At 72.0% G+C, this 24,643-nt stretch carries 24 protein-coding genes; 8 read left to right on the top strand and 16 right to left on the bottom strand.

What is annotated here, in order from left to right; all coding sequences use genetic code 11:
* Nucleotides 1–11: 11 nt before the first annotated feature.
* The 7 genes from HD601_RS27215 to HD601_RS27185 all read right to left on the bottom strand — a co-directional run bounded on the left by HD601_RS27215 (nt 12) and on the right by HD601_RS27185 (nt 5,220).
* Entirely contained in the window at nt 12–449 is a 438-nt protein-coding gene (locus HD601_RS27215) for a hypothetical protein (RefSeq protein WP_184827264.1), read from the bottom strand.
* Nucleotides 450–474: 25 nt separating this feature from the next.
* Nucleotides 475–945, bottom strand: a complete 471-nt coding sequence (locus tag HD601_RS27210; RefSeq protein WP_184827262.1) for a GNAT family N-acetyltransferase — start codon at nt 943–945, stop codon at nt 475–477.
* A gap of 17 nt (nt 946–962) precedes the next feature.
* Nucleotides 963–1,379 (bottom strand): peptide-methionine (R)-S-oxide reductase MsrB, encoded by a 417-nt coding sequence (msrB, locus tag HD601_RS27205; protein WP_184827260.1) that lies wholly within the window; start codon nt 1,377–1,379, stop codon nt 963–965.
* Nucleotides 1,380–1,686: 307 nt separating this feature from the next.
* On the bottom strand, nt 1,687–2,733 hold the full coding sequence (gene ligD, locus HD601_RS27200; RefSeq protein ID WP_184827258.1) for a non-homologous end-joining DNA ligase: 1,047 nt from the start codon (nt 2,731–2,733) through the stop codon (nt 1,687–1,689).
* The gene (locus HD601_RS27195) at nt 2,730–3,338 is read right to left on the bottom strand and encodes a hypothetical protein (protein ID WP_184827256.1); all 609 of its coding nucleotides are present in this window, start codon (nt 3,336–3,338) and stop codon (nt 2,730–2,732) included. Before HD601_RS27195 ends, ligD begins: the two co-directional genes overlap by 4 nt.
* A gap of 89 nt (nt 3,339–3,427) precedes the next feature.
* A complete protein-coding gene (locus HD601_RS27190) occupies nt 3,428–4,492 on the bottom strand; it encodes an ATP-dependent DNA ligase (protein WP_184827254.1) in 1,065 nt (354 codons plus the stop codon).
* Between the two features lie 32 nt (nt 4,493–4,524).
* Nucleotides 4,525–5,220, bottom strand: a complete 696-nt coding sequence (locus tag HD601_RS27185) for a dihydrofolate reductase family protein (protein WP_221441345.1) — start codon at nt 5,218–5,220, stop codon at nt 4,525–4,527.
* A 24-nt stretch (nt 5,221–5,244) separates the two neighbouring features.
* Here HD601_RS27185 and zapE point away from each other — a divergent pair, with 24 nt between their 5' ends.
* Together zapE and HD601_RS27175 are read left to right on the top strand one after the other, a co-directional pair.
* Nucleotides 5,245–6,285, top strand: coding sequence for a cell division protein ZapE (zapE, locus tag HD601_RS27180; RefSeq protein ID WP_184827252.1), 1,041 nt, complete (start codon nt 5,245–5,247; stop codon nt 6,283–6,285).
* A gap of 74 nt (nt 6,286–6,359) precedes the next feature.
* Nucleotides 6,360–6,920 (top strand): DJ-1/PfpI family protein, encoded by a 561-nt coding sequence (locus HD601_RS27175; RefSeq protein WP_184827250.1) that lies wholly within the window; start codon nt 6,360–6,362, stop codon nt 6,918–6,920.
* Nucleotides 6,921–7,003: 83 nt separating this feature from the next.
* On the opposite strand, the gene HD601_RS35120 is transcribed toward HD601_RS27175, so the two are convergent.
* Nucleotides 7,004–9,268 (bottom strand): HelD family protein, encoded by a 2,265-nt coding sequence (locus HD601_RS35120; protein ID WP_184830210.1) that lies wholly within the window; start codon nt 9,266–9,268, stop codon nt 7,004–7,006.
* A gap of 166 nt (nt 9,269–9,434) precedes the next feature.
* Here HD601_RS35120 and HD601_RS27165 point away from each other — a divergent pair, with 166 nt between their 5' ends.
* The 5 genes from HD601_RS27165 (at nt 9,435) to HD601_RS27145 (ending at nt 13,988) form a co-directional block, all read left to right on the top strand.
* Nucleotides 9,435–10,277, top strand: a complete 843-nt coding sequence (locus HD601_RS27165) for a PPK2 family polyphosphate kinase (RefSeq protein WP_184827249.1) — start codon at nt 9,435–9,437, stop codon at nt 10,275–10,277.
* Between the two features lie 173 nt (nt 10,278–10,450).
* Nucleotides 10,451–10,876 carry a DUF6220 domain-containing protein gene (locus HD601_RS27160; protein ID WP_184827247.1) on the top strand — a complete coding sequence of 142 codons (426 nt, stop codon included), beginning with the start codon at nt 10,451–10,453 and terminating at the stop codon, nt 10,874–10,876.
* Nucleotides 10,873–12,792 carry a multicopper oxidase domain-containing protein gene (locus HD601_RS27155; protein WP_184827245.1) on the top strand — a complete coding sequence of 640 codons (1,920 nt, stop codon included), beginning with the start codon at nt 10,873–10,875 and terminating at the stop codon, nt 12,790–12,792. The genes HD601_RS27160 and HD601_RS27155 overlap by 4 nt, the downstream gene beginning before the upstream one ends.
* A complete protein-coding gene (locus HD601_RS27150) occupies nt 12,782–13,039 on the top strand; it encodes a hypothetical protein (protein WP_184827243.1) in 258 nt (85 codons plus the stop codon). Before HD601_RS27155 ends, HD601_RS27150 begins: the two co-directional genes overlap by 11 nt.
* Before the next feature lie 232 nt (nt 13,040–13,271).
* Nucleotides 13,272–13,988 carry a class II aldolase/adducin family protein gene (locus HD601_RS27145; protein WP_184827241.1) on the top strand — a complete coding sequence of 239 codons (717 nt, stop codon included), beginning with the start codon at nt 13,272–13,274 and terminating at the stop codon, nt 13,986–13,988.
* 19 nt (nt 13,989–14,007) lie between these two features.
* Here the strand turns inward: HD601_RS27145 and HD601_RS27140 are convergent, their stop codons facing one another.
* From HD601_RS27140 to HD601_RS27105, 8 genes are all read right to left on the bottom strand, one after another.
* Entirely contained in the window at nt 14,008–15,255 is a 1,248-nt protein-coding gene (locus HD601_RS27140; RefSeq protein ID WP_184827239.1) for an MFS transporter, read from the bottom strand.
* 95 nt (nt 15,256–15,350) lie between these two features.
* On the bottom strand, nt 15,351–17,495 hold the full coding sequence (locus tag HD601_RS27135; RefSeq protein ID WP_184827237.1) for a tripartite tricarboxylate transporter permease: 2,145 nt from the start codon (nt 17,493–17,495) through the stop codon (nt 15,351–15,353).
* A 44-nt stretch (nt 17,496–17,539) separates the two neighbouring features.
* Nucleotides 17,540–18,574, bottom strand: coding sequence for a Bug family tripartite tricarboxylate transporter substrate binding protein (locus tag HD601_RS27130; RefSeq protein ID WP_184827235.1), 1,035 nt, complete (start codon nt 18,572–18,574; stop codon nt 17,540–17,542).
* 83 nt (nt 18,575–18,657) lie between these two features.
* On the bottom strand, nt 18,658–19,683 hold the full coding sequence (locus tag HD601_RS27125) for an LLM class flavin-dependent oxidoreductase (protein ID WP_184827233.1): 1,026 nt from the start codon (nt 19,681–19,683) through the stop codon (nt 18,658–18,660).
* 387 nt (nt 19,684–20,070) lie between these two features.
* Complete coding sequence (gene cobA, locus HD601_RS27120) at nt 20,071–21,252, bottom strand: uroporphyrinogen-III C-methyltransferase (protein WP_184827231.1); 1,182 nt, start codon at nt 21,250–21,252, stop codon at nt 20,071–20,073.
* The gene (locus tag HD601_RS27115; RefSeq protein WP_184827229.1) at nt 21,252–21,947 is read right to left on the bottom strand and encodes a phosphoadenylyl-sulfate reductase; all 696 of its coding nucleotides are present in this window, start codon (nt 21,945–21,947) and stop codon (nt 21,252–21,254) included. Before HD601_RS27115 ends, cobA begins: the two co-directional genes overlap by 1 nt.
* Nucleotides 21,944–22,117 (bottom strand): hypothetical protein, encoded by a 174-nt coding sequence (locus HD601_RS27110; protein ID WP_184827227.1) that lies wholly within the window; start codon nt 22,115–22,117, stop codon nt 21,944–21,946. The genes HD601_RS27115 and HD601_RS27110 overlap by 4 nt, the downstream gene beginning before the upstream one ends.
* An 18-nt stretch (nt 22,118–22,135) precedes the next feature.
* Nucleotides 22,136–23,797 carry a nitrite/sulfite reductase gene (locus HD601_RS27105; RefSeq protein ID WP_184827225.1) on the bottom strand — a complete coding sequence of 554 codons (1,662 nt, stop codon included), beginning with the start codon at nt 23,795–23,797 and terminating at the stop codon, nt 22,136–22,138.
* A gap of 344 nt (nt 23,798–24,141) precedes the next feature.
* Between HD601_RS27105 and HD601_RS27100 the strand changes: the two genes are divergently transcribed.
* Nucleotides 24,142–24,522 carry an LPS-assembly lipoprotein LptE gene (locus HD601_RS27100; RefSeq protein ID WP_184827223.1) on the top strand — a complete coding sequence of 127 codons (381 nt, stop codon included), beginning with the start codon at nt 24,142–24,144 and terminating at the stop codon, nt 24,520–24,522.
* The last annotated feature ends 121 nt before the right edge of the window (nt 24,523–24,643 follow it).

The raw sequence follows: 24,643 nt of genomic DNA, 5'->3' as shown, positions 1-24,643 counted from the left end.
GCGGCGACGGGTCAGCGCAGCTCGAAGCCGGTAGGCCCGGCGTACAACGCGATCTCGGTGCCGTCGTGGTCGCGCAGGTCCCAGCGCACATAGACCTCGTACCGGCCCGGCGGCAGCGCTTCGGCGCCGCCGTCGGGGAGCAGCGAGTACAGGTCCGACGTGAACGACTGGCCGGGCGCGAGCTCGACCGGCACGGCGACAGCGGGCATGGCGCCCGGCTCGCTGACCACGACGCCGTCGCGGGCGACCCAGGCCCAGGCGGCCGGCCCGCTTCGGCCCTCGACCGTCCGGTCGCCGGGATTGGCGACGGTGAACGTGCCGATGGGCCCGCGGTGATCCCGGTCGACGCCGTCGGGCACCCGCACCGTCAGCTCCAGCGGCGCACCCGGCGCCGGGCCGAGCATGGTCACCGGCCGGCCGCGGCCGCCGGCTCGGAAGGCGTGCTGCATAGCGACACGGTAACAAGGGCCCCGGTCACAAACCTCGCAACCCGGGTCGAACGGTGCCCGGGCGGGTCATGGGCAGGTGCGGGATGCTGCCGTCGAGGAACTCGGGTCCGGTGACCTCGAAGCCGAAGCGGGCGTAGAAGTTCGCCAGGTGGGACTGCGCGGCGAGCACGCATCGACGCCCGCCGATGCGCTCGAGGGCCGCCGTCATGAGCCGCCCGGACAGCCCGGCGCCGCGCGCGTCGGCGGCGACGACCACCCGTCCGATCCGGGCTGTCCCGTCGGGGTCGTCGAGGATGCGCAGGTAGCCGACCGGCTCGTCGCCGCGGGCCAGCCAGAGGTGGACGGCCGACGGTTCGAGGTCGCGGCCGTCCAGCTCGGGGTACGGGTCCTTCTGCTCGACGACGAAGACGTCGGTGCGCAGCTTGAGCAGCCGGTACAGCGTCGCCGCGTCGAGCTCGTCGAAGGACGCGACGTGCAGCGTGAGGTCGGTGGTCACCGGCCCAGTGTGCCGGATCAGCTCGCCGGGTCGGCGGCCCGGCGCTGCAGCGAGATGCCGTTGATGCAGTAGCGCAGGTCGGTGGGGGTGGCGAAGCCCTCGCCCTGGAAGACGTGGCCCAGGTGCGAGCCGCAGCGGGCGCAGCGGACCTCGGTGCGGACGGTGCCGAAGCTGCGGTCCTCGATGTACTCGACGCGGTCCTCGGCCAGTGGCGCGTAGAACGACGGCCACCCGCACTGGGCGTCGAACTTCGTCGCGGACTCGAACAGCTCCGCGCCGCACGCGCGACACGAGTACACGAACGGCTGGTCGTCGGCGTGCTCGAGCGGACTGGTGAAGGCGCGCTCCGTGCCGGCCTCGCGCAGGACGTGGTACTCCTCGGGCGTCAGCTCCGCGCGCCACTCGGCGTCGGTCTTCTCGATCTGGTAGCTCATACCTGGAAAACCCCCTGCACGATGGCCGTGTTCCCTGGAGCGTGTCTGACGGATCGACACGCACTTCCCACCTGTTCGTGATCATGTTCCCTCGCGGTCGCTGTGGCGCCGTGAGGGAACATGATCATCGGAACGGCGACTGTCATCGGCGGACGTCCTCACTCGCGTGGGGTGCTCCGCACGCGCATGACGTGGCCATCTGTTGTTGATCATGGAGAAGTGCGGCTGCCACGGCCCTGGAAACCCGCCTTTTTCCATGATCAACCCGGATCCGGGGCCGCGGACCCATTGATCCGTCAGCCACGCCCTAGTCGAAGGTCGCGCGGCGGGAGGGCTGCACCCGCAGCGGCTCGCCGGGCATCTTCGGGTACTCCGGCGGATACGGCAGGTCGCCGAGGCCGTGGTCCTTCTCGTCGCGGGCGGCCAGCTCGAGCAGCGGCTCGAGCGAGTACGCCACCTCGGCGACCCCGGCGTGCAGGTCGCCCACCGCGGCGAACCGGGCCGGCATGGTCGTGATGTCGAAGTCCTCGGGCCGGGCGTCGTTGACCTCGTCCCACGCGAGCGGAGCGGACACCGTCGCCCGCGGGCGGGGCCGGACGGAGTAGGCCGACGCGATGGTGCGGTCGCGGGCCATCTGGTTGAAGTCGATGAAGATGCGCTCGCCCCGCTCCTCCTTCCACCAGTCGACGGTCACCTGGTCGGGCATCCGTCTCGCCAGCGCGCGGCCGAAGGCGATGACGGCGCGGCGGGCCTGGACGAAGTCCCACTCGGGCCGGACCGGCACGTACAGGTGCATGCCGCGGCCGCCGGACGTCTTCGGGAAGCCGTCCATGCCGAGCTCCTGCAGCAGCGCGCGAGCCTCGTGGGCGACGACGACGGCGTCGGAGTAGTCGGTGCCGGGCTGCGGGTCGAGGTCGATGCGCAGCTGGTCGGGGTGCTCGGCGTCGGGCCGGCGGACCGGCCACGGGTGGAACGTCAGGGTGCCGAGGTTGGCCGCCCACGCGACCACCGCGACCTCCGTCGGGCAGACCTCGTCGGCGGTGCGGCCGCTGGGGAACGCGACCGTCGCGGTCTCGACGTAGTCGGGGGCGCCCTTGGGGATGCGCTTCTGGTAGAACGCGTCGCCGCGGTTGTCCTGACGGGTCGACAGCTTGGCGCCCTCGAAAACGCCGCCCGGCCAGCGCTCGAGCGTGGTGGGCCGCTCGCGCAGCGCACCGAGGATGCCGTCGCCGACGGCGAGGAAGTACTGCACGACGTCGAGCTTGGTGAGACCGCGCTCGGGGAAGTAGACCTTGCTGGGGCTGGAGACCCGGACCATGCGGCCGCCGGCCTCCAGCTCGATCGCTTCCCTCATGCCGTCCCCGACGTGGTCCCGGCCGGCCCGCCGTTGGGTTCCTGGCCGGTCGCCCGCCGGGCCCGTTCCGCCGCCTCGGCGGCGTGCTCGGCCTCGACCTCGGACTCCCAGTCGGGCTCGCCCTTGGCCAGCAGGTGCAGGACTGGCACCTTCAGCCGGCGCCGTGCGCGCGCCGTCCAGTCGACGTGGAAGAGCTCGGCGATGACGTGCGGGCGGGTGAGGATGATGATCTCGGCCGCGCCGCACTCGGTCGAGAGCGCGCAGAGGCGGTCGAGCGGATCCGTCGCGGTGACCTCGCCGCCGGCCTGGGCGCCCGCGTGGGCGAACGCCTCGAGCGACTGGGCGAGTGAACGCTTGCTGGCCGCCCGGATCTCCTCGTGCACCCGCTCGAGGTCGGCCTCGTCAACGTACATGGCGGCGGTGCCCATGACCTCACTGGCCGCGAGCGAGCCGATGGTCGACTCGACCCGGCTGGCGGCGTCCTCGACCGGGATCAGCACGTGGTAGCGGACGGGTTCGGGTGAGTCGGCATGCAGCGCCACGATCTGGCGCGCATCCCAGTCGGCAACGGGTTCTTCCACGAGCACCACGATGTTGTACGACATGTCGACCTCCCCGGGTCGGCGCCTGGCCGGATGCGGCTGGGTGGCACACCATACCGGCCTCGTCTCCATTGTCGCTCAGGGGTGGCAGATCAGCGAAGGACATCGGCGAGGTCGAACTTGACCGGCTCGTCCAGCTGCGCGTAGGTGCACGACGACGGCTCGCGGTCGGGGCGCCAGCGGACGAACTGGGCGGTGTGCCGGAACCGGACGCCCTCCATGTGGTCGTAGCGGACCTCGACGACGCGCTCGGGGCGCAGCGGGACGAACGAGAGGTCCTTGCCGTTGCTCCAGCGGCTGTACTCGGCGTTGCGCGGCGTGCGGGTGCCCTCTTCCTGCTTGGCCCACGCCCAGGGGTGGTCGTCGAACGACGTGACCAGCGGCTGCAGCTCTTCGAACAGCTCTTCGCGCCGCTTCATGGGGAACGCGCCGATGACGCCGACACTGGCCAGGGTGCCGTCGTCGCCGTAGAGGCCGAGAAGCAGCGAGCCGATGCGGTCGGGACCGCTCTTGTGCACGCGGTAGCCGGCGACGACGCAGTCGGCCGTGCGCTCGTGCTTGATCTTGAACATGACGCGCTTGTCGGGCTCGTAGAACCCGTCGAGCGGCTTGGCGATGACGCCGTCGAGCCCGGCGCCCTCGAACTGGTGAAACCACTGCTCGGCCAGCGACTTGTCGGTGGTGGCGTTGGTGACGTGGACGGGCGCCTGGGCGGCGGCGAACGCGTCGAGCAGCGCGGCGCGGCGCTCGCGGAACGGGCGCTGCGTGTAGTCGTCGTCGCCGAGGGCGAGCAGGTCGAACGCGACGAACGTGGCCGGCACGGTCTCGGACAGCATCTTCACCCGGCTGGCGGCGGGGTGGATGCGCTGCTGCAGCATCTCGAAGTCGAGGCGGTCGCCGTCCTGGCCGACCAGCACGATCTCTCCGTCGACGACCGCGCGCTCGGGGAAGTTCGCCTTGACGGCCTCGACCAGCTCGGGGAAGTACCTGGTCATGGGCTTCTCGTTGCGGCTGCCGATCTCGACGTCGTCGCCGTCGCGGAAGATGATGGACCGGAAGCCGTCCCACTTGGGCTCGAAGCTGAGGTCGCCGTCGGGGATCGCCTTGACCGGCTTGGCCAGCATCGGCGGCACGGGCGGGAGCACCGGGAGTCGCATGCGACCAGTCTGTACCACGCCGCTGACAACGGTCAGGTCCGGCGCGCCACCCAGCGCATCAGCAGCGTGCCCTGGTCCTCGAGGACATGCCCGATCGACCAGTCGCTGACCAGGTTCGACGGCGTCGCCAGCATGCGCTCCGACACGCCGCCCACCATCGACGGCGTCATCGTGTAGCAGAGCTCGTCCAGCGCGCCGGCCGCGACGAGCGCCGCCAGCAGGTGCGGTCCGCCCTCGCAGAGGATCCGGGTCAGGCCGCGCTCGGCCAGCGCCCGCACGGCGGCCGGGACGTCCAGGTCGTGCTCACCGGCGACGACGACGTCGGCGACGGCGCTCAGCGCGGCCAGCCGGTCGGCGGGCGCCGCGGCGCAGGTCAGCACGATGGTCCGGTGCGTCGCCGCGGTGAACAACCGGTCCGCCGGATCGAGGGCGAGGGACCGGCTGACGACGGCGATGGGCCGGTCGACGGGGCCGTAGTGCTCCGCCCGGACGGTGCCGGCGCCGGCCACGATGACGTCGGCCAGGCGGCGCAGCAGCGACAGCACCACGCGGTCGGGCGGGCTGGACACCGTCGCCGACCGGCCGTCCGGACCCTGCACGGCACCGTCGATGCTGGTCACCATGTTGGCGCGCAGCCAGGTGGCGCCGTCGTCGAGCGGCGGGTAGGCGTAGGCGGCCGCGAGGTCGGCCGACGCCGGGGCGGTCGTGGGCGGATAGAGCTGCTGCACGAGGAGAACCCTACGATTGTCGGCATGCCGCCGGACCGCCTCACCGACCGCCGTCCGGAGGTCCCGGCGTCGCGGCTCGTCGCCGACATGGTCCCGCCACCGCGGTTCCGCGACGTGAGCTTCGACGGCTACCGCGCCGATCCCGCCGTCCCCAGCCAGGCTGCCGCCGTCACCGCCGCTCGTTCGTTCGCCGCGGGGATCGACGACGGGGTCAGCATGCGGCGCCGCGGGTGGTTCCGTTCGCGGGCGCCCGAGCCGGCCGCCGGCAGCGGGATCTATCTCGACGGCGGGTTCGGCGTCGGCAAGACGCACCTGCTGGCGTCGCTCTGGCACGCCGCGCCGGTGCCGCCGGAGCGCAAGCTGTTCTGCACGTTCGTCGAGCTGACCAACCTGGCCGGCGCGCTCGGGTTCGGCGCCGCGGTGACGGCGCTGTCCGGGCACCGGCTGGTGTGCATCGACGAGTTCGAGCTCGACGACCCCGGCGACACCGTGCTCGTGTCGACGCTGCTCAGCCGGCTGTCCGAGCAGGGCGTGCGGCTGGCGGCGACCAGCAACACGCTGCCCGGCCAGCTCGGCGAGGGCCGGTTCGCGGCGGCGGACTTCCTGCGCGAGATCCAGCGGCTGGCCGGCCGGTTCACCGTCGTGCGGGTCGACGGCGACGACTACCGGCACCGCGGGCTGCCGTCGGCGCCGTCGCCGATCCCGGATGCTGTCGTCACGGAAAGCGCGGCGGGCGACGGCGTGACCCTCGACGATTTCGCCGCGCTGGTCGCGCACCTGGCCACCGTCCATCCGTCGCGCTACGGGCCGCTGCTCGACGGGGTCCGCCGTGTCCACCTGCGCGACGTCCACACTGTCGACGACCAGTCGGCCGCCCTGCGCCTCGTCGTCCTGGCCGACCGGCTGTACGACCGCGACGTGCCCGTCGTCGCCGGGGGAGTGCCGCTGGACCGGCTGTTCACGCCGGAGCTGCTGGCCGGCGGTTACCGCAAGAAGTACGTCCGGGCGGTATCGCGGCTCACGGCCTTGAGCAGGGACGGCGCCGCCTCTCTCGAATCGCGATAAGAGCACTGGTCGGGCGCGTCGTTGCGGCGAAGACTGCGGAGTGGAGAGTCCGTCGTGACGAGGAGGTCCTTCCCATGCCCAAGGTGCTCATCCTGACCGGTGACGCGGCCGAGGATCTGGAATTCTTCTACCCGTACCAGCGGCTGCTCGAGGAGGGCTACGAGGTCGACGTCGCGGCGCCGTCGGTGAAGAAACTGCAGTTCGTCGTGCACGACTTCGTCGACGGGTTCGACACCTACACCGAGAAGCCCGGCCACAGCTGGCCCGCCGACATCGCGTTCGCCGACGTCGACGTGTCTGCCTACGTCGCCGTCGTCGTGCCCGGTGGCCGCGCGCCCGAGTACATCCGCAACGACCCCGACGCCCAGCGCATCGTCAAGCACTTCATGGACAGCGGCGCGCCGACGGCCGCCCTGTGCCACGGCCCGCTGCTGCTGGCGGCCGCCCAGACCCTGTCCGGTCGCCGGTCGTCGGCCTACCCGGCCCTCGCGGTCGACGTCGAGACCGCCGGCGGCACCTTCGTCGACGGCGCCGGAGTGGTCGACGGCAACCTGGTGACCGGCCGGGCCTGGCCCGACCATCCGCAGTGGTTCGGCGCGTTCATGGAGCAGCTGCGCAAGGTCGCCCCCGCCTGACAGCGGCTCCGTCGGCTGGATGGCGGGTGGTTCGGTGGCGCCATGGCACCACCGAACCACCCGCCATCACGCGCCCGTCGGACTCAGGAGGTCAGCATGGGCGGCAGCGGCTCGGCGTGGACGAGGACCAGCCGCTGCGTCGGCCGGGTGACGGCGACGTAGAGGTCGGTCGCGCCGCGCACCGACTCGGCCAGCAGCTCGGCCGGCTCGACGACCACGACGGTGTCGAACTCGAGGCCCTTCGCCTGGCCGACCGTCAGCACCGTCACCGCGGCGTCCAGGGCGTCGGTCGTCGACGCCCGCGAGACGGCGACCGGCAGTGCGTCGGCGAGCCCGCCGAACACCTCATCCAGGCGCCCCGCCGGCACCAGCACGGCCAGCCGTCCCGCGCCCAGGGCCGGCAGCTCGGCCGTGATCTCGGCCGCCACCTGCGACACGAGGTCCAGCGACGACCACACCGGCACGACCCGCGGCGCCTCGCCCGTCGAGCGCACCGACGTCGGCACCTCCAGCGCCGGGTCGATCGCCGCCAGCACCCGCCCAGCCAGGTCCATGACCTCGCTCGGCGTGCGGTAGTTGACCGTCAGTGCCTCCTGGCGCCAGCGGCCCGGCACGTGCGGCTCGAGTACGTCGGCCCACGAGCGCGCACCGGCGGCCGCCCCCGTCTGCGCGATGTCGCCGACCACCGTCATGGACCGGGCCGCCGCGCGCCGCATGACCATGCGCCACGCCATGGGCGACAGCTCCTGCGCCTCGTCGACGATGACGTGCCCGAACGTCCACGACCGGTCCAGCCCGGCCCGCTCGGCCACGGATCGGCGCGCCTCGCCGCCGCGGTACCGCTCGGCCACCAGAGAGGGGTCGACGGGGATCTCGAGCGCCAGCTCGTCGAGCAGGTCGCGCGCGTACTGGATCTCGGCCTCCTCGCGCTGCCGGGCCAGCCGCGCGGCCTCGTCGGGGTCGTCGATCTCGCCCAGCAGCTCGGCGGCCTCGTCGAGCAGCGGCACGTCGGCGGTGGACCAGGCGGCGCCGGGCTCGCGGGCCAGCAGCGAGCGCTCGGCCGCCGTCAGGTCGCCGGCCGCCGTCGCGAGCAGCGACGGCGACGCGAACAGCTCGCCGAGCAGCCGCTCGGGCGTCAGCGCGGGCCACAGCTCGTCGACGACGGCGGCAACGCTCGGCTCCCCGGCGAGGTCGGCGCGGATCTCGGCGAGGTCGTCGTCGTCCAGCGACTCGCCGAGCACCCGGGCCTGCTCGTCGGCCAGGTGGTTGAGCAGCTCGCGGACGAAGACGCGGCGGGCGACGTTGTGCGGCTTGCGGGCGCGGCGGGCGCGGGTGCGCGCGGCGCGGACGGCCGGCGGGGCCAGCGTCAGCTCGACGCGGTCGACCTTCAGCTCCACCGCGCCGCCGGTCAGCAGCCGCTGCCGGTCGCGGACGGCGGCGGCGACGACCTCGGCCATGCGGGCGTCGCCCTTGACGACCGCGACGTCGGCGGGGTCGTCGGCGGCGGCCTCGACGCCCGGCACCAGCTCACCGACCGTCGACAGCACGACGCCGGTCTCGCCCAGCGACGGCAGCACCTGGTCGATGTAGTGCAGGAACGTCCGGTTGGGGCCGACCACCAGCACGCCGCTGGAGCCCAGGCGGTCGCGGTGGGTGTACAGCAGGTACGCCGCGCGGTGCAGCGCCGCGACCGTCTTGCCGGTGCCCGGGCCCCCCTGGACCACCAGCACGCCGCCCAGCGGCGAGCGGATGATGCGGTCCTGCTCGGCCTGGATGGTCGCCACGATGTCGGACATGCGGCCGGTGCGGGCCTCCGTCAGCGCCGCGAGCAGCGCCGCCTCGCCGCGGAGCGTGCCCTGGCCGCCGGCCGGCATGGCGTCGAGGTCGAACACCTCGTCGTCGACGGCGAGCACCTTGCGCAGGCGGGTCTGGATGTGCCGGCGGCGGACGAGGTCGCCGGGGTCGGCGGCGGTGGCCCGGTAGAACGGCTCCGCGGCCGGGGCGCGCCAGTCGACCAGCAGCTGCTCGTAGTCGTCGTCGGCCAGCCCCATGCGCCCGATGTAGCTCGTGTGCGCGTCGTGGAAGTCGAGCCGGCCGAAGCAGAGCCCGCGGTCGACGGAGCCGAGGCGCTCGAGCCGCTCGACATCGCGGGCGACGAACGCCTCGCGGTCCCAGACCGACGCGTGGGTGCCGCCGTGCTCGCGGTAGAGCGTGGCCAGCCGGGCGGTGAGCCGTGACTTCAGCTCGTCGAGCCGCTCGTAGAGCCGGGTGATGTAGGGCTGCTCCTCGTCGACGGCGTCGTCGTGGGCGGCCCGGGCCGGCGGAGTCTGGGCCGGCGCGGCCTTCAGGTGTTCCGCGCCGTCGCGCGAATCACCGGACGGAACGCGTGGAGGCGTTTCCGCCCTGCGGTTCTCGGCGTCGATGAGATTCCCTTTCCGAAGCCGTTTCGGTCCTGCCGACCGAATCGTCAATTGTAGTCGCCCCCGGCCCGACCCCGTCCGTTACGCTGAATCGATGAGTCAGCCGTCGTGGTCGTCGCTGCTGCGGGTTCCCTCCGGTCCGGTCGATCTCGCCGCCGTCGACCCCCGGTCGACGCCCGGTTTCAAGGGCAAGAAGGCCGACGGCGAGGCCGCGCTCGCCGAGTTCGAGCCCGCCATCTCCGACCTGCAGGAGCGACTGTTCGCCCACGGCCGCAGCGGCGGCGAGCGGCGGTTGTTGCTGGTGCTGCAGGGCATGGACACCTCGGGCAAGGGCGGCACGCTGCGCAAGGCCGTCGGCCTCATGGACCCGCAGGGCGTCGCCATCCGGTCGTTCAAGGCGCCGACGGCCGACGAGCGGCGGCGCGGGTTCCTGTGGCGCATCCGGCAGGCGCTGCCCGGTCCCGGCAGCGTGGGCGTGTTCGACCGCAGCCATTACGAGGACGTCCTGGCGGCGCGGGTGCGCAAACTCGTTCGCCCCGCGGTGATCGAAACGCGCTATGACGCGATCAACGACTTCGAGCGGGAACTCACCGACGCCGGCTGCGTCGTCCTGAAAGTGATGTTGCACATTTCCGCGGACGAGCAGAAGGCGCGGCTCGCGGAGCGGTTGGACAATCCCGCGAAGTACTGGAAATACAACCCCGGCGACATCGAGGACCGAAAGCTCTGGCCCGACTTCCAGGCCGCCTACGAGGTCGCACTCGAGCGCTGCAACACCGATGCCGCGCCCTGGTTCGTCGTCCCGGCCGACCGCAAGTGGTACCGGAACCTCGCGGTGACGCACCTGATCGTCGAGCACCTCGAGGCGATGAAGCTCGAGTGGCCGCCCGCCGACTTCGACATCGAGGCCGAGCGGGCGCGGCTCGAGGCGTCCTGACGGTGTCCTGAACCGCGTCCTGGACCGCGTACGCCCGGGGGAGTACGCGGCGCCGGCCGGCCTACGCAGATCTGCGTAGCGGAGGCCGTTCCCGAGCGGACGACTCGCACCCCCGCACGGGCGAATGATCGCTCCCGAAGGCCGGCGCCGGTGCCGGCCGGAGGGAGCGCGACATGCGCAAGGTCTTTCTCGGCTTCGCGGTGCTCATGCTGGCCGCGGTCGTGGTGCAGTTCTACTTGGCGGCGGTCGGCGCGTTCGACGAGCGGCCCCGCGACGAGGCGTTCGGCCCGCACGCCGTCGTGGGCATGGTGTTGCTGCTGCTCGCCGTCCTAGCGACGATCGTGGCCGCGATCGCCCGGGTGGGCGGCCGGCTGATCGGCATGACGGCGGCGATCGCCGGCCTCGTGCTGCTGCAGAGCCTGATCCGGGTGCTGGCCGACGCCCTGAACGACTCCGGCGACACGTCGACGACGGCCGGGCGGCTGGTGTTCGGCCTGCACGCGCTGAACGGGCTGGCGATCGGCGGATTGGCCGGCAACGTCCTCGCGGAGGCTCGTAAGGCGGCGCGGACCGAGCGGCCCTCCGTCAGCGCGGCGTGAGCACCGGGCAGCTCGTCCTCCTCGACCACGTCGTCGCGGTCCTGACGGCGGCGCTGTGGCTGGCGGCGGGCGTGCTGGCGGCCTCGTCGCGACCACGCGTGCTGGTGGCGGCGCTGGCCGGGGCGCTGGCAGTGGCCGGGCGGCTCGCGCTGGTCGCGGTGCTGGCCGATCGTGGCTGGTGGTTCGTGCAGGAGAAGGTGCTGCTCGGGCTGCCGCTCCTGGTGGTGGCGACGGCGGCGGCCGCGGTCCTTGCCGGGCCCCGGCTGGTGGCCCGGCCCGGTGCGGACGCGGGCGGGCTGCCGCCGGCGGGAGTGGTCTCGCTCCTCGCCGTCGGCTACGCCGCGCTGGCCGGCTTCGTGGTCACGTTCGTGGGCGGCTACCCGCTGACCTGGAGCGCCGGCCTCCTCACGGTGGCCGGCGTGGGCGGCGCCGTGCTGCTGACCGCGCAGCTCGTCACCCCGCGGGCGACGACGCCCGCGCAGGCAGCTCCGGGAGGGAAGGTCACGCGGCGCCAGCTGGTCACCGCCGCCGTCTCGATCACCGGTGTGTACGGCCTGGCCCTGTTGTTCGTCCGCGCGCCGTCCGCCGACGCGGGCGGGGGAGCCGCCGCCGTCGAGCCGCCCACCCGTGGCACGCCGGTGACCGGCCTCCGCGGGCCGTCGACGCCGGCTGTGGGCGGCGCCGTCCGCCCCTACACCGTCACGGCCCGCACGGCGACCGTCGCGCTCGCGTCGGGCCAGGAGATCGACGCGTGGACGTTCGACGGGGCGCTGCCCGGGCCGCCGCTCACCGCCGTCCAGGGCGACCTGCTCGACGTGACGCTGCGCAACGAGGACATCGACGACGGCGTCACGCTGCACTGGCACGGCTACGACGTCCCGTGCGGCGAGGACGGCGCGCCCGGCACCACGCAGGCGGTCGTCGCGGCCGGGGACGAGTTCCGCTACCGGTTCCGCGCCGACCAGGCGGGCACGTTCTGGTACCACACGCACCAGGTCTCGCACGTCGGCGTGCGCCGCGGCCTGTACGGCACCCTCGTCGTCACCCCGCGCGAGGCCGAGGCTGCCGCCGTCGACCTCGTGCTGCCGGTGCACACGTTCGACGGCGTCGTGGCGATCGGCGACGACGACGGCGTGCTCGAGCAGGCGGCGGACGAGGGCGCCACCGTCCGGCTGAGGCTGCTCAACACCGACTCCGAGCCGCACCGGTTCGCTCTCGCCGGGACGGTGTTCCGGCTGGCCGCGGTCGACGGGCGCGATCTCAACGAACCGGGCGAGCTGTCCGAGCGGGCTCTGCGCCTGCCCGCCGGCGGCCGCTACGACCTGGTGTTCACCATGCCCGCGGGACCGGTCGCCCTCACCGTCGACGGCGAGGTGCGGCTGCGGGTGGGCGGCGGCGACGGCGACGTGGCGACAGGGGAGTGGCCCGAGCTCGACCTGCTCGGCTACGGCGAGCCCGGCGACGTGCCGTTCGACCTCGACACCGCCTACGACCGGCACTTCACCATGGTGCTCGACCGCGGCGTGGCGATGGTCGACGGCCGGCCGGCGTTCGCGCAGACGGTGAACGGCCGCGGCCATCCGTCGATCCCCGAGCAGGTGGTGGCCGACGGCGACCTCGTCCGGTTCACCGTCGTCAACCGCGGCCTCGAGACCCACCCGTGGCACCTGCACGGGCACGGCGTCCTCGTGCTCGCGCGCGACGGCCGGCCGACGACCGGCAGCCCGCTCTGGGTCGACACCTTCGACGTCCGCCCCGGCGAGGTCTGGGAGGTGGCGTTCGAGGCCGCCAACCCGGGCGTCTGGATGAACCACTGCCACAACCTGCCGCACGCCGACCAGGGCATGATGCTGCGGCTCCGGTACGACGGCGTCAGCGAACTGCCGGGCGCGCAGGGAGGCGGCCATGGCCACTGACGCGGACGTGGCGCCGACGGTGGAGCGGCTGCGCCTGCGCGGCGACGCGATCATCGGCCGCGAGCTGACCCGGCTGGCCGGTCGCGCCCGGACCCTCGGACCGCAGGACCTCGCCGTCGTCGAGTCCGCCCTGAACGAGCTGGTCGAGCGCCTGGTGCTCGCCCGCCTGCGGGCCGTCCCGCACCGCGCCGCCGAGGTCGACCGCCTCTTCACCGACCCCGCCCCGCGCGTCCCCACCAAGAGTTGATCTTGGAGTAACCGCGCAGTCGCCGGGTGAGATGTCCGATTGATCCCGCGGATTCTCCAAGATCAACGTGGCCCGGGGCGGAGGGGAGGCGGGGACCTGGCCCGGCGACCCCCCAAGTGCGCCGGGCCAGGACTCCTGCCGGCCCGCGATGCCCCCCGATCTCGCATGGCCGGAGCTCTATTGTCGCGCCTCCGCATCGATTATCTTAAATCCATCCCGACCTGGAGGCCACATGAGCGACCCCGACATCGAACAGTTGAAGCGCGACCTCGTCACGTGTACCCGGCTGCTGGTGATGGCCGACATCCTCGACTACAGCGGTCATCTGAGCGCGCGGATCCCCGGCACCGACACCGTCCTCATCCAGCCGCGCGACGCCAGCCGCGCGGCTCTGACCGCGGACGACATGCTGGTCGTCGACCTGAACGGCAACCTCGTCGAGGGCGAGATCCCGCCGCCGGCCGAGACGGCGATCCACACCGGCGTCTACCGCAACCGCCCGGACGCGGCGCTCGTCTGCCACGGCCACCCGACGCTGTCGACGACGTGGAGCATGACCGACCGGACGTTCCTGCCGATGCGCCACTTCGCCTACAAGCATCCCGTAGGCCTCGCCGTCCACCCCGACGCCACCCACATCACCACGCGCGAGCAGGGCGACGCCGTCGCGAAGACCCTCGGCGACGACAGCGCCTGCCTGCTGCGCGCCCACGGCACCGTCCTCGTGGCGCCGACCATCCAGGAACTGTTCATGGACTGCCTCGACCTCGAGGAGAACGCGCGCACGCTGCTCGTCGCGACGCAGCTGACGGCGGGCGGGGGCGAGCTCCGGCCGCTCAGCGCCGACGAGTGCGCCGAGATCGGCCAGAGCTACAGCCGCAGCCGGCATCGTCCCAACAAGGTCTGGGAGCACTACGTGCACCGCGGTACCGTCGCGGGCGTCCTCTAGCACCGGGAGAACCACCCAGTTACGACGACGGCGGCGGTCCCAGTCGCGACTGGACCGCCGCCACCCGTCGCGCCACGCCGACCGACGCCAGGCCGACGGCGCCCAGCACCAGGAACGTCTGCGTGATCGACAGCACCAGCGTCGCGGCGCCGAACAGTGCGGGCGCGGCGAACTTGCCGACGTTGCGGACCATGCCGGTCAGCCCGACGTAGGTCGACCGCAGCCCCGGCGGTGCCAGCTCGGTCACCAGCACGTTGTGCGCGACGCCGTAGACGCCGTCCTGTGCGCCGAACAGGAACATCGCGACGATCGCCAGCGCGACCCACTCGCCGGCCGCCATGCCGCCCACGGCCAGCGCCGCGACCACCAGGCTGCCGCCGATGAGCTGCGCCGACGTCCAGCGCCCGGCCAGCTTCTCGGTCAGGGCCGCGGTGCCGGCGGAGATCGCGGCCGAGACGCCCATGACGACGCCGACGGTCGCAGGGGACAGTCCGAGCTCGTCGGTCGCGAGCAGCGGGAAGAACGTGATGACGGGGAACTTGAACACGAACCGCATCGCGGCCAGGATCTGCACGCCGACGACGGCGGGCGCCCTCAGCACCGCACGCATCCCGCTCTGCTTCGGATCGGCCGGAGCATCGGGGGTCCCGACGGCGTCGGCCTCGGCTCCCGCGGGAGCCCGGACCAGGGGCGGCAGCACCCGCCAGGCCATGAGCGCCAGTGGCAGCGCCAGGAGCTGCAGCGCGAACGGCGACGACCAGCCCAGGTGCCAGGCGAGCAGCAGCCCGGCGATGATCGGCAGGACCGCCTCGGCGATCGCCATCATGATGATCCGTCTGCTCTGTCCCCGGGCGGCCGCGGGCCCGGACGACACCACGTCGCCGATCACCGCCACCGTCAGCGACAGCACCGCGCCGAACGCCGCACCCTGCACGAACCGGACCGCCAGCAGCCCCCAGAACGGCATCTCGAGCAGGAGCAACCCGCCGCCGAGACCGAAGAGCAGCAGCGACCCGGCGATGACCGGCCGGGTCCCGATGCGGTCGGCCAGCATGCCGCCGACCAGCGCCGACAGCACGCTCGGCAGCAGGTAGACGCTGGTGATGAGTGCGACTTCGGCCGAGCTCAGGTCGAACTGGTCCTGGATCGCCGGCAGCGCGGGCGCGATGCCCTGCATGCCGGACGTGACGATCGCCGAGGACAGGCTCGCGACCGCGATCACCATCCCCGGCGAGACGCCGCCTGCGCCCTTCGCGCCATCCGCCATGGGCGGGCCACTCCCTTTCTCGAACCGACTCGGGTCACAGCAGCACGTCGCGCGGGCCGGTGGTGACGGGTACGCACCGGCCCGCGCGACGGCGGTCAGAAGGTCAGCAGCAGGCCGCCTTCGAGTGGCATTCTCAGGATGGACACGAACGTGAAGTACAGCGCCACCGAGGTGACGACGGTGGTGATCGCCGACACCCGCCAGCTCTCGCGCCCGACGTAGCGCATGAGCAGGAAGAGCACGACCGGCACCGTGATCGCCAGGCCGACCAGCCAGGTCCCGGCGGCGAACGCGATCAGCAGGATGACCGAGTTGCGCATCCGGGCGGCGATGTCGGCCTTCTCGGCCTCCTCGTCGACCTCGGCCGCCGACGCCGCCGGAGCCGTCGTCGTCTCGACCTTCGTCGCCACCTGCCGGGCCGGCTGCGTGCCGTCACCGTCGCCGTCGGCCGCCCCGGGCTCGTCGAGGTGGTCGAGCAGCCCCTCGGGCACCTGCATCATCTGCTCCATGCCGTGCCCGTCGGCGATGACCCCGCCGAACCGGCGCCGCAGCACCGGCACGGCCGCGATGGCCAGGTAGAGCAGCACCAGCGCCAGCATGATCGTCGAGATGATCAGCGGGAACGTCCGCGACTGCTCGCGGAAGTCGGTCGCCAGCACCAGCGAGCCGGCCGCCACGACGCCCAGCCCGCCGATGACCGCGAGGGTGAACGGCCGGGTCGCCGACCGGATCCCCTCCTCCTTGGCCTCGGCGGACACCTTCGCGCGCCGGTTCGACACGATCTCGAAGACGATGACGGCGACCGTGAGGATCACCAGCACCAGCGAGATCGGCCGAGTGACGAACGCGCTGAGCCCGCCGAACGTCTCGACCGACTGCAGGTACGACCGCTCGACCATCGGGCCGAGCACCAGGCCGAGGATCAGCGGGATGACCGGCATCCCGATGGCCCGCATCGCGTAGCCGAGCAGACCGAACGCGATGGCCAGCAGGACGTCCGTCGTCCGCGACTCCAGGCCGTACGCCCCGGTGACCGCCAGCACGATGATGAGCGGGGCCAGCAGGCTGGCCCGCACCTTCGTCACCTTCGTCAGCCACGGCGCGAACACGATGCCGAAGCTCGACGACACGAAGCTCGCGCCGATGATCACCAGGATGCTCATCCAGACGATGTCGGGCTGGTCGCGGATGAGGTTCGGGCCGGGCGTGATGCCGTGCATGACCATCGCGCCCAGGACGATCGCCCAGTCCGCGCTGCCCGGGATGCCGAACGCGAGGCTGGGCAGCGCCGCGCCGGCGTCCTTGGCGTCGTTGGCGGCCTCGGGAGCCAGGACGCCGCGCGGGTCGCCCTGGCCGAACTTCGGGTTCCGGACGGTCTTCGCGGCCTGGAAGTAGGCTAGGAAGGCCGCCAGCGTCCCGCCGACCGCCGGGATGAGGCCGATGCCCGTGCCGAGCACCGAGCTGCGCAGCAGCAGGAACGGCTTGGTGAAGACGTAGCGGGCGCCCTCCCAGACCTGCGAGCGGCCCAGGCGTGCGGTGCGGGTACCCGCCGCCACCTTCTGGTTGTGCACGATCAGGCTGAGCGCCTCGGTGACGGCGAACAGGCCGATCAGCACGATGACCGCGCCGATGCCGTCGTACAGCTCCGCCTGGCCGAAGACGTACCGGACGTCACCGCCGATGGGCGCGAAGCCGACGAACGAGATCAGCAGGCCGACCATGCCCGCGATCAGGCCCTTGATCATCGAGCCGCGCGACGCCACCGCGATGACCGCCAACCCGAGCACCCCGAGCATCGTCAGCTCCGGGAAGGAGAACGAGAGCAGGATGCTGCGGGTCAGCGGAAACAGCGCGATGATGATCGCGATGCCGATGAGCGAGCCGAGGAACGACGCCATCGCCGACACACCGATGGCGAAGCCGCCGCGCCCCTGTCTCGACAAGGGGTAGCCGTCGTAGGTCGTCGCCGCGTTCACCGACGACCCCGGCGTGTTGATGAGGATCGCCGTGATGGATCCGGCGAAGTTCTGGCCCGCGAGGGCCGCCACGAACAGGCCCATCGCCTGCATGGGCTCCATGTCGAAGGTGAACGGGATCATGAGGGCGATGCCCACCGACCCGCTCAGCCCCGGCAGCAGTCCGAAGATCGTTCCGTTCAGAACGCCGATGAAGAACCACAACAGGAACGACCACGTCGTCATCTGCTGCAGGGCTTCGACCAGGCCAGAACCGAAATCCACGAGCCAAACCTCCTGTCAGGCGCGCCGGAGCGCGGCCCGATCCGTCAGCCGTCGGCCAGTTGCGGGACGAGCTCTTCCATCTGCTCGATCTGATCCGCGATGTTCGCCTCGGTCTCCTCGGCGGTCCGCGGAACGATCGGCCGGCCGGCCTCCTCGGCCCAGGTGACGAACTCCTCGTCGGCCATGGTCTCGGCGAGCGCGGTGCGCAGGTACTCGGCGACGGGCTCCGGAAGGTCCGGCGGGGCGACGATGACACGCAGCTCGGTGACGGCGCCGGCGAGGTCCGGGAAGCCGGCCTCCTCGGCGGTCGGCACGTCCTGCAGCCAGTCGACGTTGTCGGGCAGCTGGTCCTCGGTGCCCAGGTACATGAGCGGGCGGATGTCGCCGGACTCGACGAACCCGACGAGGTCGGTGCTGCCGTAGACGAAGAAGTCGGCGTCACCGCGCAGCGCCGCCGTCACGACCTCGGCCGAGCCCTCGGCGCCGTAGGTGACGTCGGCGTCGAGGTCGAGCGCCTGGATGGTGGCGAGGCCGGCCAGCGCGGACGACGAGCCCTCCTCGACGGTGATGGCCCGGATGTCCTGGGCCGCGATGAGGTCCTCGATGGTCTCGAACTCGGAGTCGTCCGGCACGTAGACGACGTAGCCGTTCTCGTCGACCTGCCCGAGGACGGTGAACTCGCTGGTCGTCCACTGCGCGAGGTCGGGCTCCTGGATCTCCTGCGCGATCGCCGCGGGCATCGGCAGGATGCCGATCGTGTAGCCGTCGGGATCGGCGTTGAACATCGAGGCGATGCCCTGGGGCAGCGGGGGAGAGTTGCGGACGACGATGTTGACACCGTCGGGCAGGTGGCCGGCCTGCATGACCTCGGCGATGCCGCGCGAGTAGGTGTCGAAGCCGCCACCGGGCGTGTACGGCACGATCCACTCGATGTCGCGGTCGGGTTCCCACGCCTCGTCGTCGGAGCTGGCCGCCGTGTCGTCGCTGCACGCGGCGAGGATCAGCGGGGCGGCGACGGCGAGCGCGGCCGCGACGGCCGCACGACGGCGGCGTGGCGGCTGGGGTGTGGTTCGGGACATGAACTCGTCCAATCCTTCAGCTGGGATGTACGAACGAACTCCGGGGTCTCTTGGGGGTTGCCGCGTCTCTCCGCCGGACGGTGTCAGTCCCGGTAGAGCGGCAGGATCTCGTCGGCCCAGAGGGTCATCTGGTCCTCGAGATCGTCGATGGTCGGGTAGATGAGCTTGAGCTCGAAGTGGGTCACGCCCGCCTCGACGAACTCCTCCACCCGGCGCTTCACGTCGTCGACCGAGCCGAAGATGTGCCGGTCGAGCGCGAACGAGATGTCGTCGACATCGCGCTCGTAGGTCGTGCTGCTGGTGCGGACCGTGGGGATCGCGCGCTCCAGGGCGGCGTCGCGGTCGCGCTTGATGACGGCGAGCTTCTCGACGGCGATCGTGATCGCCTCGGGGTCGCGGCCGTGCTCGGTGGCGGTGCCACGGACGATCTCCGCGCCGCGGGCCATCTCCTTCGGCGAGAGCCAGCCGGGCACCCAGCCGTCGCCGACGCGGCCGGTGCGGCGCGCGGCGAAGTCGGTCCAGCCGCCGACCCAGATGGGCGGGTTCGGCTGCTGCAACGGCTTCGGGTAGATCTCGGCGTCCTCGAAGTTGATGTGCGTGCCGTGGTACGTCGCGAGCGGCTGCGTCCAGATGGCCCGCATGGCGTCGATGTACTCGTCGGTGAGGCTGGCCCGCTTCTTGAAGTCGACCTCGAACACCTCGAACTCGTTCGACGACTGGCTGGCCTTCGAGCCGAGGCCGACGCCGGCGATGAGCCGCCCGTTGCTGAGGTGGTCGAGGGTGGCCAGCTGCTTGGCCGCGTAGATGGGGTTGCGGGTCGGCATGACCAGGCAGGCCACGCCGATCTGGACCCGGCTGGTGACGGCCGCGAGGTAGCCGATGACGGTGAGGGCTTCGTAGAAGTCAGCCGACTGGTCGTCGGCGAGTGCCTCGTGTGCGCCCGACGAGATGTGGTGCCGGTGCATCTCGGTGCTCCAGACCACGTGGTCGTGCACGAAGATCGAGTCGAAGCCCAGCTCCTCGGCCTTCTGCGCCGTCCGGACGATGTTCTCGACACCGGACAACGGGCCCGAATTGGGCACCCGGATACCGAAAGAGATCTTGGCCATCAACCGCTCCTGTGAGTCGTGCCGACGTCGACCGTGTGAATCGGCCGGCTGCGGACGAGTGCGCTCAGCCCGCAGCCGGCCGGCTTGTGACGACCAGGGCAACCCCGGACGTATGTCGATTGAAGATACAGGATCCAATCTTCACGTCAAGGGGTGCGAGCGCTACTTCTTCATGCCGATCCGGGCATGTCATGAGCGTTTGTTAAGTACGGGTTACGGCTGCTTCGGTCACGGGTTCGCAGTTGCCACAAGGTCGCGAAATCCGGGGCCGGGTGAAGGGCCGAATCGGACCGCGGAATTGGATCCGAAATGGCGCGCGGAGAATGGCGCGCGAACCCGCCCGCGGCCGACAGCGTCAGGCTGCGGTGGGGTGGGTGCGGGGTGGTGTCAGCCGATCGCGAGGGCGGCGACGTCGCCGACGACGATGACGGCGGGCGGCTGTGCACCGGCCGCCTCGGCCGCCGCGGCGATGCCGGACAGCGGCGCCGTCGTGACCCGCTGCCTGGGGCCGAAGCCGTCCTCGACGACGGCGGCCGGGGTGTCCGGGTCCATGCCGTGCGCGACGAGCTGGGCGGCGGTGTCGGCGAGCAGGCTGACGCCCATGAGGAAGACGAGGGTGCCCTCGGTGCCGGCGAGGTTGGCCCAGTCGAGGCCCTCGTGCCCGGAGACGACGGTGAACTGCTTGGCCAGCCCGCGGTGCGTGACGGGGATGCCGGCGGACGCGGGGACGGCGACGGCGCTGGTGACGCCGGGGACGACCTCGACGGGGACGCCGGCGGCCCGGCAGGCTGCCGCCTCCTCGCCGCCGCGGCCGAGGACGAACGGGTCGCCGCCCTTGAGCCGGACGACCTGCTTGCCTGCCTGCGCGTGCTCGACGAGGAGCCGGTTGATCTCGTGCTGGGGGACCGGGTGGTGGCCGGGCGTCTTGCCGACGTCGATGACCTCGACCTCGTCGTCCAGCTCGGCCAGCAGCGCCCGCGGCGCCAGCCGGTCGACCACGACGACGTCGGCTTCGGCCAGCAGTTGCCGGCCGCGGGTCGTGATGAGCCCGGGGTGCCCTGGGCCGCCGCCCACGAGGGCGACCTGTCCCCGTCGTTCCCCCTGCCGGATGCGGCGCAACGGGAGCTCGCCGGTCTCCAGGGCGGTCTGGATGGCGCCCCGCAGCCGGACCGCGCGCCGCGGGTCGCCGCCCGCCGTCACCGCGACCAGCACATCGCCGACCCGGGCCACCGCCGGGGTCCACGCGGCCGAGCGGGCCGCGTCGTCGGCGCGGACGCACCAGGTGCGCTGGGCGTCGGCGGCTTCCGCGACGGCGTCGTCGACCCGTGGGTCGCCGGTCGCGGTGTGCGCCAGCCACGCGCCGTCGAGGTCGCCGGGGGCGTAGTCGCGCGGCGACCAGGTGACCCGGCCGGCCGCGACCAGCTCGGCCAGCGGCTCGCACAGGTACGGCGCGACCAGGTGCACCTCGGCGCCGGCGTCGACGAGGGGTCGCGCGCGGCGTGCGGCGACGGGTCCGCCGCCGACCACGACGACCCGTTTCCCGGCGACGTCCAGCTGCAGCGGGTACATCAGAGGTGGATCCCGCACTCGGTCTTCGACGAGCCGGCCCAGCGGCCGGCGCGCGCGTCCTCGCCCGCCGCGACGGGACGGGTGCACGGCTCGCAGCCGATGGAGAGGTAGCCGATCTCGCGCAGCGGGTTGACCAGGATGCTGTGCTTCTCGACGTAGGCGTCGACCTGCTCGTCGGTCCACGTGGCCAGCGGGTTGACCTTCACCTTGCCGCGCTTGGGGTCCCAGGCGACGACGGGGGTGGCGGCGCGGCTGGGCGACTCGGAGCGGCGGACGCCGCCGGCCCAGGCGTCGTACGGCTTCAGCGCGCGGTCCAGCGGCCAGACCTTGCGGATGGCGCAGCACAGGTCGGAGTCGATCTCGTAGAGCTTGCCGTACTCGGCCTCGTGCTCCGGGACGCGCAGCGGGTGCGTGATCGTCTCGACCTCGACGTCGTAGGTGGCGGCGACGGCGTCGCGGGTGCCGATGGTCTCGGCGAAGTGGTAGCCCGTGTCGAGGAAGAGCACCTTGATGCCGGGCACCGCCGTCGACGCGACGTGCGAGAGGACGCCGTCGGCCATGGAGGCGGTGATGGCGAACCGCTCGCCGAAGGTCTCGTGCGCCCAGCGGACGATCTCGCCGGCCGGCGCGTCCTCCAGGTTGCGTGCGGCGTCCAGCGCGAGAGCCTCGAGGGAGTTCGTCGGGCAGAGGGTCATCCTGCACTCCTTCTGGTCGAGAGTCCGCTGGTCGAGAGGCCGAGCAGTTTCACCGAGAAGACCCGCAGACAGGACCGGCACTCCCACGCGCCGTGCGGCTCCTCCACGGGGTGGAGGTCCTCCTCCGCACAGAACGGGCAGTGCATGATCGCGGCCCGGGTCTCAGCCATGTCTGGTTCGCCGTCCCTCTACTGGAGTGCTTCTTCGTCGGCGCGGGCCACCCACTGGGCGAACCGCTCGCCGTCGGTGCGCTCGTCCACGAAGCGGCGGACGAGGCGCTCGACGTAGTCCGGCAGCTCGGCCGCCGTCACCTTGTGGCCGCGCAGCTTCCGGCCGAACCCGGCGTCGAGGCCGAGGCCGCCGCCGAGGTGGACCTGGAAGCCCTCCTCGCCCTTGACGATCTGCCCTTTGAGGCCGATGTCGGCGACCTGGATGCGCGCGCACGAGTTCGGGCAGCCGTTGATGTGCAGCGAGATCGGCACGTCGATGCCGGCGGTCAGGTCGGCGAGGCGCCGCTCGAGGTCGCCGACGGTGTCGACGGCCAGCTGCTTGGTCTCGACGATGGCCAGCTTGCAGTACTCGAGGCCGGTGCAGGCCATGGTGTTGCGACGGAACACGCTCGGCCGGGCCTGCAGCCCGATGGCGTCGAGCGCGGTGACCAGCGACTCGACCTGGTCGCCGTCGACGTCGAGGATGACGAGCTTCTGGTGCGGCGTGGTGCGCAGCCGGCCCGAGCCGTGCGCCTCGATGACGTCGGCCAGCTTGGACAGGATGGAGCCGGAGACGCGGCCGACCAGCGGCGCGACGCCGACGTAGAACCGGCCGTCCTTCTGCTCGTGCACGCCGACGTGGTCGATCGGCTCGACGTGCCCGGGCGGCGGCGGGCCGTCGATGAGCTTGCGGCCGAGGTACTCGGTCTCGAGAACCTCCCGGAACTTCTCCGTGCCCCAGTCGTCGACGAGGAACTTCAGCCGCGCACGGTGGCGCAGGCGGCGGTAGCCGTAGTCGCGGAAGATGCCGACGACGCCGGCCCAGACCTCGGGCGCCTCGTCGAGCGGCACCCACGCGCCCAGCCGGACCGCCAACTTCGGGTTCGTCGACAGGCCGCCGCCGACCCACAGGTCCAGGCCGGGGCCGTGCTCCGGGTGGTTGACGCCGACGAACGCGATGTCGTTGGCCTCGTGGACGATGTCGGGCAGGCCGCTGATGGCAGACTTGAACTTGCGGGGGAGGTTCGAGAACTCCTTGGAGCCGATGTAGCGGCGCTGGATCTCGTCGATCGCCCAGGTCGGGTCGAGCACCTCGGCGGCGCTGATGCCGGCGACGGGGGAGCCGAGGATGACACGCGGGACGTCGCCGCAGGCCTCCGTCGTGCTCAGGCCGACGGCCTCGAGCTTCTCCCAGATGACCGGCATGTCCTCGACGCGGATCCAGTGCAGCTGGATGTTCTGCCGGTCGGTGACGTCGGCGGTGTCGCGCCCGTACGTCGTCGAGATCTCGGCGACGGTGCGCAGCTGCTCGAGGCTGAGCGCGCCGCCGTCGATGCGGACCCGGAGCATGAAGTACTCGTCGTCGAGCTCGTGCGGCTCGAGGACGGCGGTCTTCCCGCCGGGGATCCCGGGACGGCGCTGCGTGTAGAGGCCCCACCAACGGAACCGGCCGCGGAGGTCCTGCGGGTCGATGCTGGCGAACCCGCGCTTGCTGTAGATCGTCTCGATGCGCTTGCGGACGTTGAGGCCGTCGTCGTCCTTCTTGACCCGCTCGTTCGGATTCAGCGGCTCCAGGTGGCCGAGGGCCCACTGCCCCTGGCCCTTGGGGCGCTTGGGGGCCGGTGTCTGCGTGGGAGACATGTGCAGTGCAGTCCTCGAGGTTTCGGGGACGCACGGTGCGCGCTGGTTCTTCGGCGTGTGGGGTGTCCGGAGTGCCCGGAGTGCCCGCCGGCGCGACCGCGCGCCCGGCTGAATGAGTCCGGGGCGGTCAGAACGCCAGACAGAGCATGCTGTCCATGCGGCCGTAGTCGACGTGACGCCGACTCACCAGCAGCAGAGGAATGACGGACAACATGTCGAGCATCGTGCCATGTCCCGGGGTTCGGCGCGAATGGGCTGTCCGCGATTTGGGCACTTGTGTCTTGCATCCTGAGATTTCCTAGCGATCAAGTAGGTTTTAATGTGGGCTGTGTAGGGTCGCCGCCGTGCGACGATTCCTGCTTCCCGCTGTCCTGATCTCCTGTGGCGTCCTGGCCCTGTCCGCCTGCTCCGAACAGCTCGACCAAGGCCTGAACGACCTCGCCGCGACGGCGTTGGAGGACGCCGTCACGCGGCAGCTGTCCGACGCGGGGGTGACGCTGGAGAGCGGCCCCGACTGCTCGACCGACCTGAACCGCTCCGGCACGTCTCTGTCGGGCGATGCGTCGTGCACGGGGACGGCCGTTGACGGGCGCGACGTGCGCGCGGAGTTCGACGGGACGCTGTCGAGCTCCGGGTGCACCGGTTCGCTGGGCGTGTTCGTGGACGACGAGGCGATCGCCCAGATCGACGAGATCCCCGACTGCTCCGTGAACGTCAGTTTCTAGGGTTCGTGTGGTTGCGCTGGGAGTCTGGCGACGGGCGGGTGGTGGCTTCCTGGCTGCGGTCGTCGGGAGGGACTTGTCCCCGCTATGGCGGGAAGAACTCCCTCCCGACGCCTCGTGACCG

The sequence above is a fragment of the Jiangella mangrovi genome, from assembly GCF_014204975.1.
Lineage (GTDB): Bacteria > Actinomycetota > Actinomycetes > Jiangellales > Jiangellaceae > Jiangella > Jiangella mangrovi.
This window is presented reverse-complemented; position numbering and strand designations above follow the sequence as displayed.

Coding starts and splice junctions, on each gene's coding strand:
- HD601_RS27190 (WP_184827254.1), bottom strand. CDS start 4,492: ATGCGACTCCCGGTGCTCCCGCCCGTGCCGCCGATGCTGGCCAAGCCG.
- HD601_RS27145 (WP_184827241.1), top strand. CDS start 13,272: ATGAGCGACCCCGACATCGAACAGTTGAAGCGCGACCTCGTCACGTGT.
- zapE (WP_184827252.1), top strand. CDS start 5,245: ATGCCGCCGGACCGCCTCACCGACCGCCGTCCGGAGGTCCCGGCGTCG.
- HD601_RS27150 (WP_184827243.1), top strand. CDS start 12,782: ATGGCCACTGACGCGGACGTGGCGCCGACGGTGGAGCGGCTGCGCCTG.
- cobA (WP_184827231.1), bottom strand. CDS start 21,252: ATGTACCCGCTGCAGCTGGACGTCGCCGGGAAACGGGTCGTCGTGGTC.
- HD601_RS27160 (WP_184827247.1), top strand. CDS start 10,451: ATGCGCAAGGTCTTTCTCGGCTTCGCGGTGCTCATGCTGGCCGCGGTC.
- HD601_RS27165 (WP_184827249.1), top strand. CDS start 9,435: ATGAGTCAGCCGTCGTGGTCGTCGCTGCTGCGGGTTCCCTCCGGTCCG.
- HD601_RS27215 (WP_184827264.1), bottom strand. CDS start 449: ATGCAGCACGCCTTCCGAGCCGGCGGCCGCGGCCGGCCGGTGACCATG.
- HD601_RS27130 (WP_184827235.1), bottom strand. CDS start 18,574: ATGTCCCGAACCACACCCCAGCCGCCACGCCGCCGTCGTGCGGCCGTC.
- HD601_RS27105 (WP_184827225.1), bottom strand. CDS start 23,797: ATGTCTCCCACGCAGACACCGGCCCCCAAGCGCCCCAAGGGCCAGGGG.
- HD601_RS27125 (WP_184827233.1), bottom strand. CDS start 19,683: ATGGCCAAGATCTCTTTCGGTATCCGGGTGCCCAATTCGGGCCCGTTG.
- HD601_RS27115 (WP_184827229.1), bottom strand. CDS start 21,947: ATGACCCTCTGCCCGACGAACTCCCTCGAGGCTCTCGCGCTGGACGCC.
- HD601_RS27195 (WP_184827256.1), bottom strand. CDS start 3,338: ATGTCGTACAACATCGTGGTGCTCGTGGAAGAACCCGTTGCCGACTGG.
- HD601_RS27175 (WP_184827250.1), top strand. CDS start 6,360: ATGCCCAAGGTGCTCATCCTGACCGGTGACGCGGCCGAGGATCTGGAA.
- HD601_RS27140 (WP_184827239.1), bottom strand. CDS start 15,255: ATGGCGGATGGCGCGAAGGGCGCAGGCGGCGTCTCGCCGGGGATGGTG.
- ligD (WP_184827258.1), bottom strand. CDS start 2,733: ATGAGGGAAGCGATCGAGCTGGAGGCCGGCGGCCGCATGGTCCGGGTC.
- msrB (WP_184827260.1), bottom strand. CDS start 1,379: ATGAGCTACCAGATCGAGAAGACCGACGCCGAGTGGCGCGCGGAGCTG.
- HD601_RS27110 (WP_184827227.1), bottom strand. CDS start 22,117: ATGGCTGAGACCCGGGCCGCGATCATGCACTGCCCGTTCTGTGCGGAG.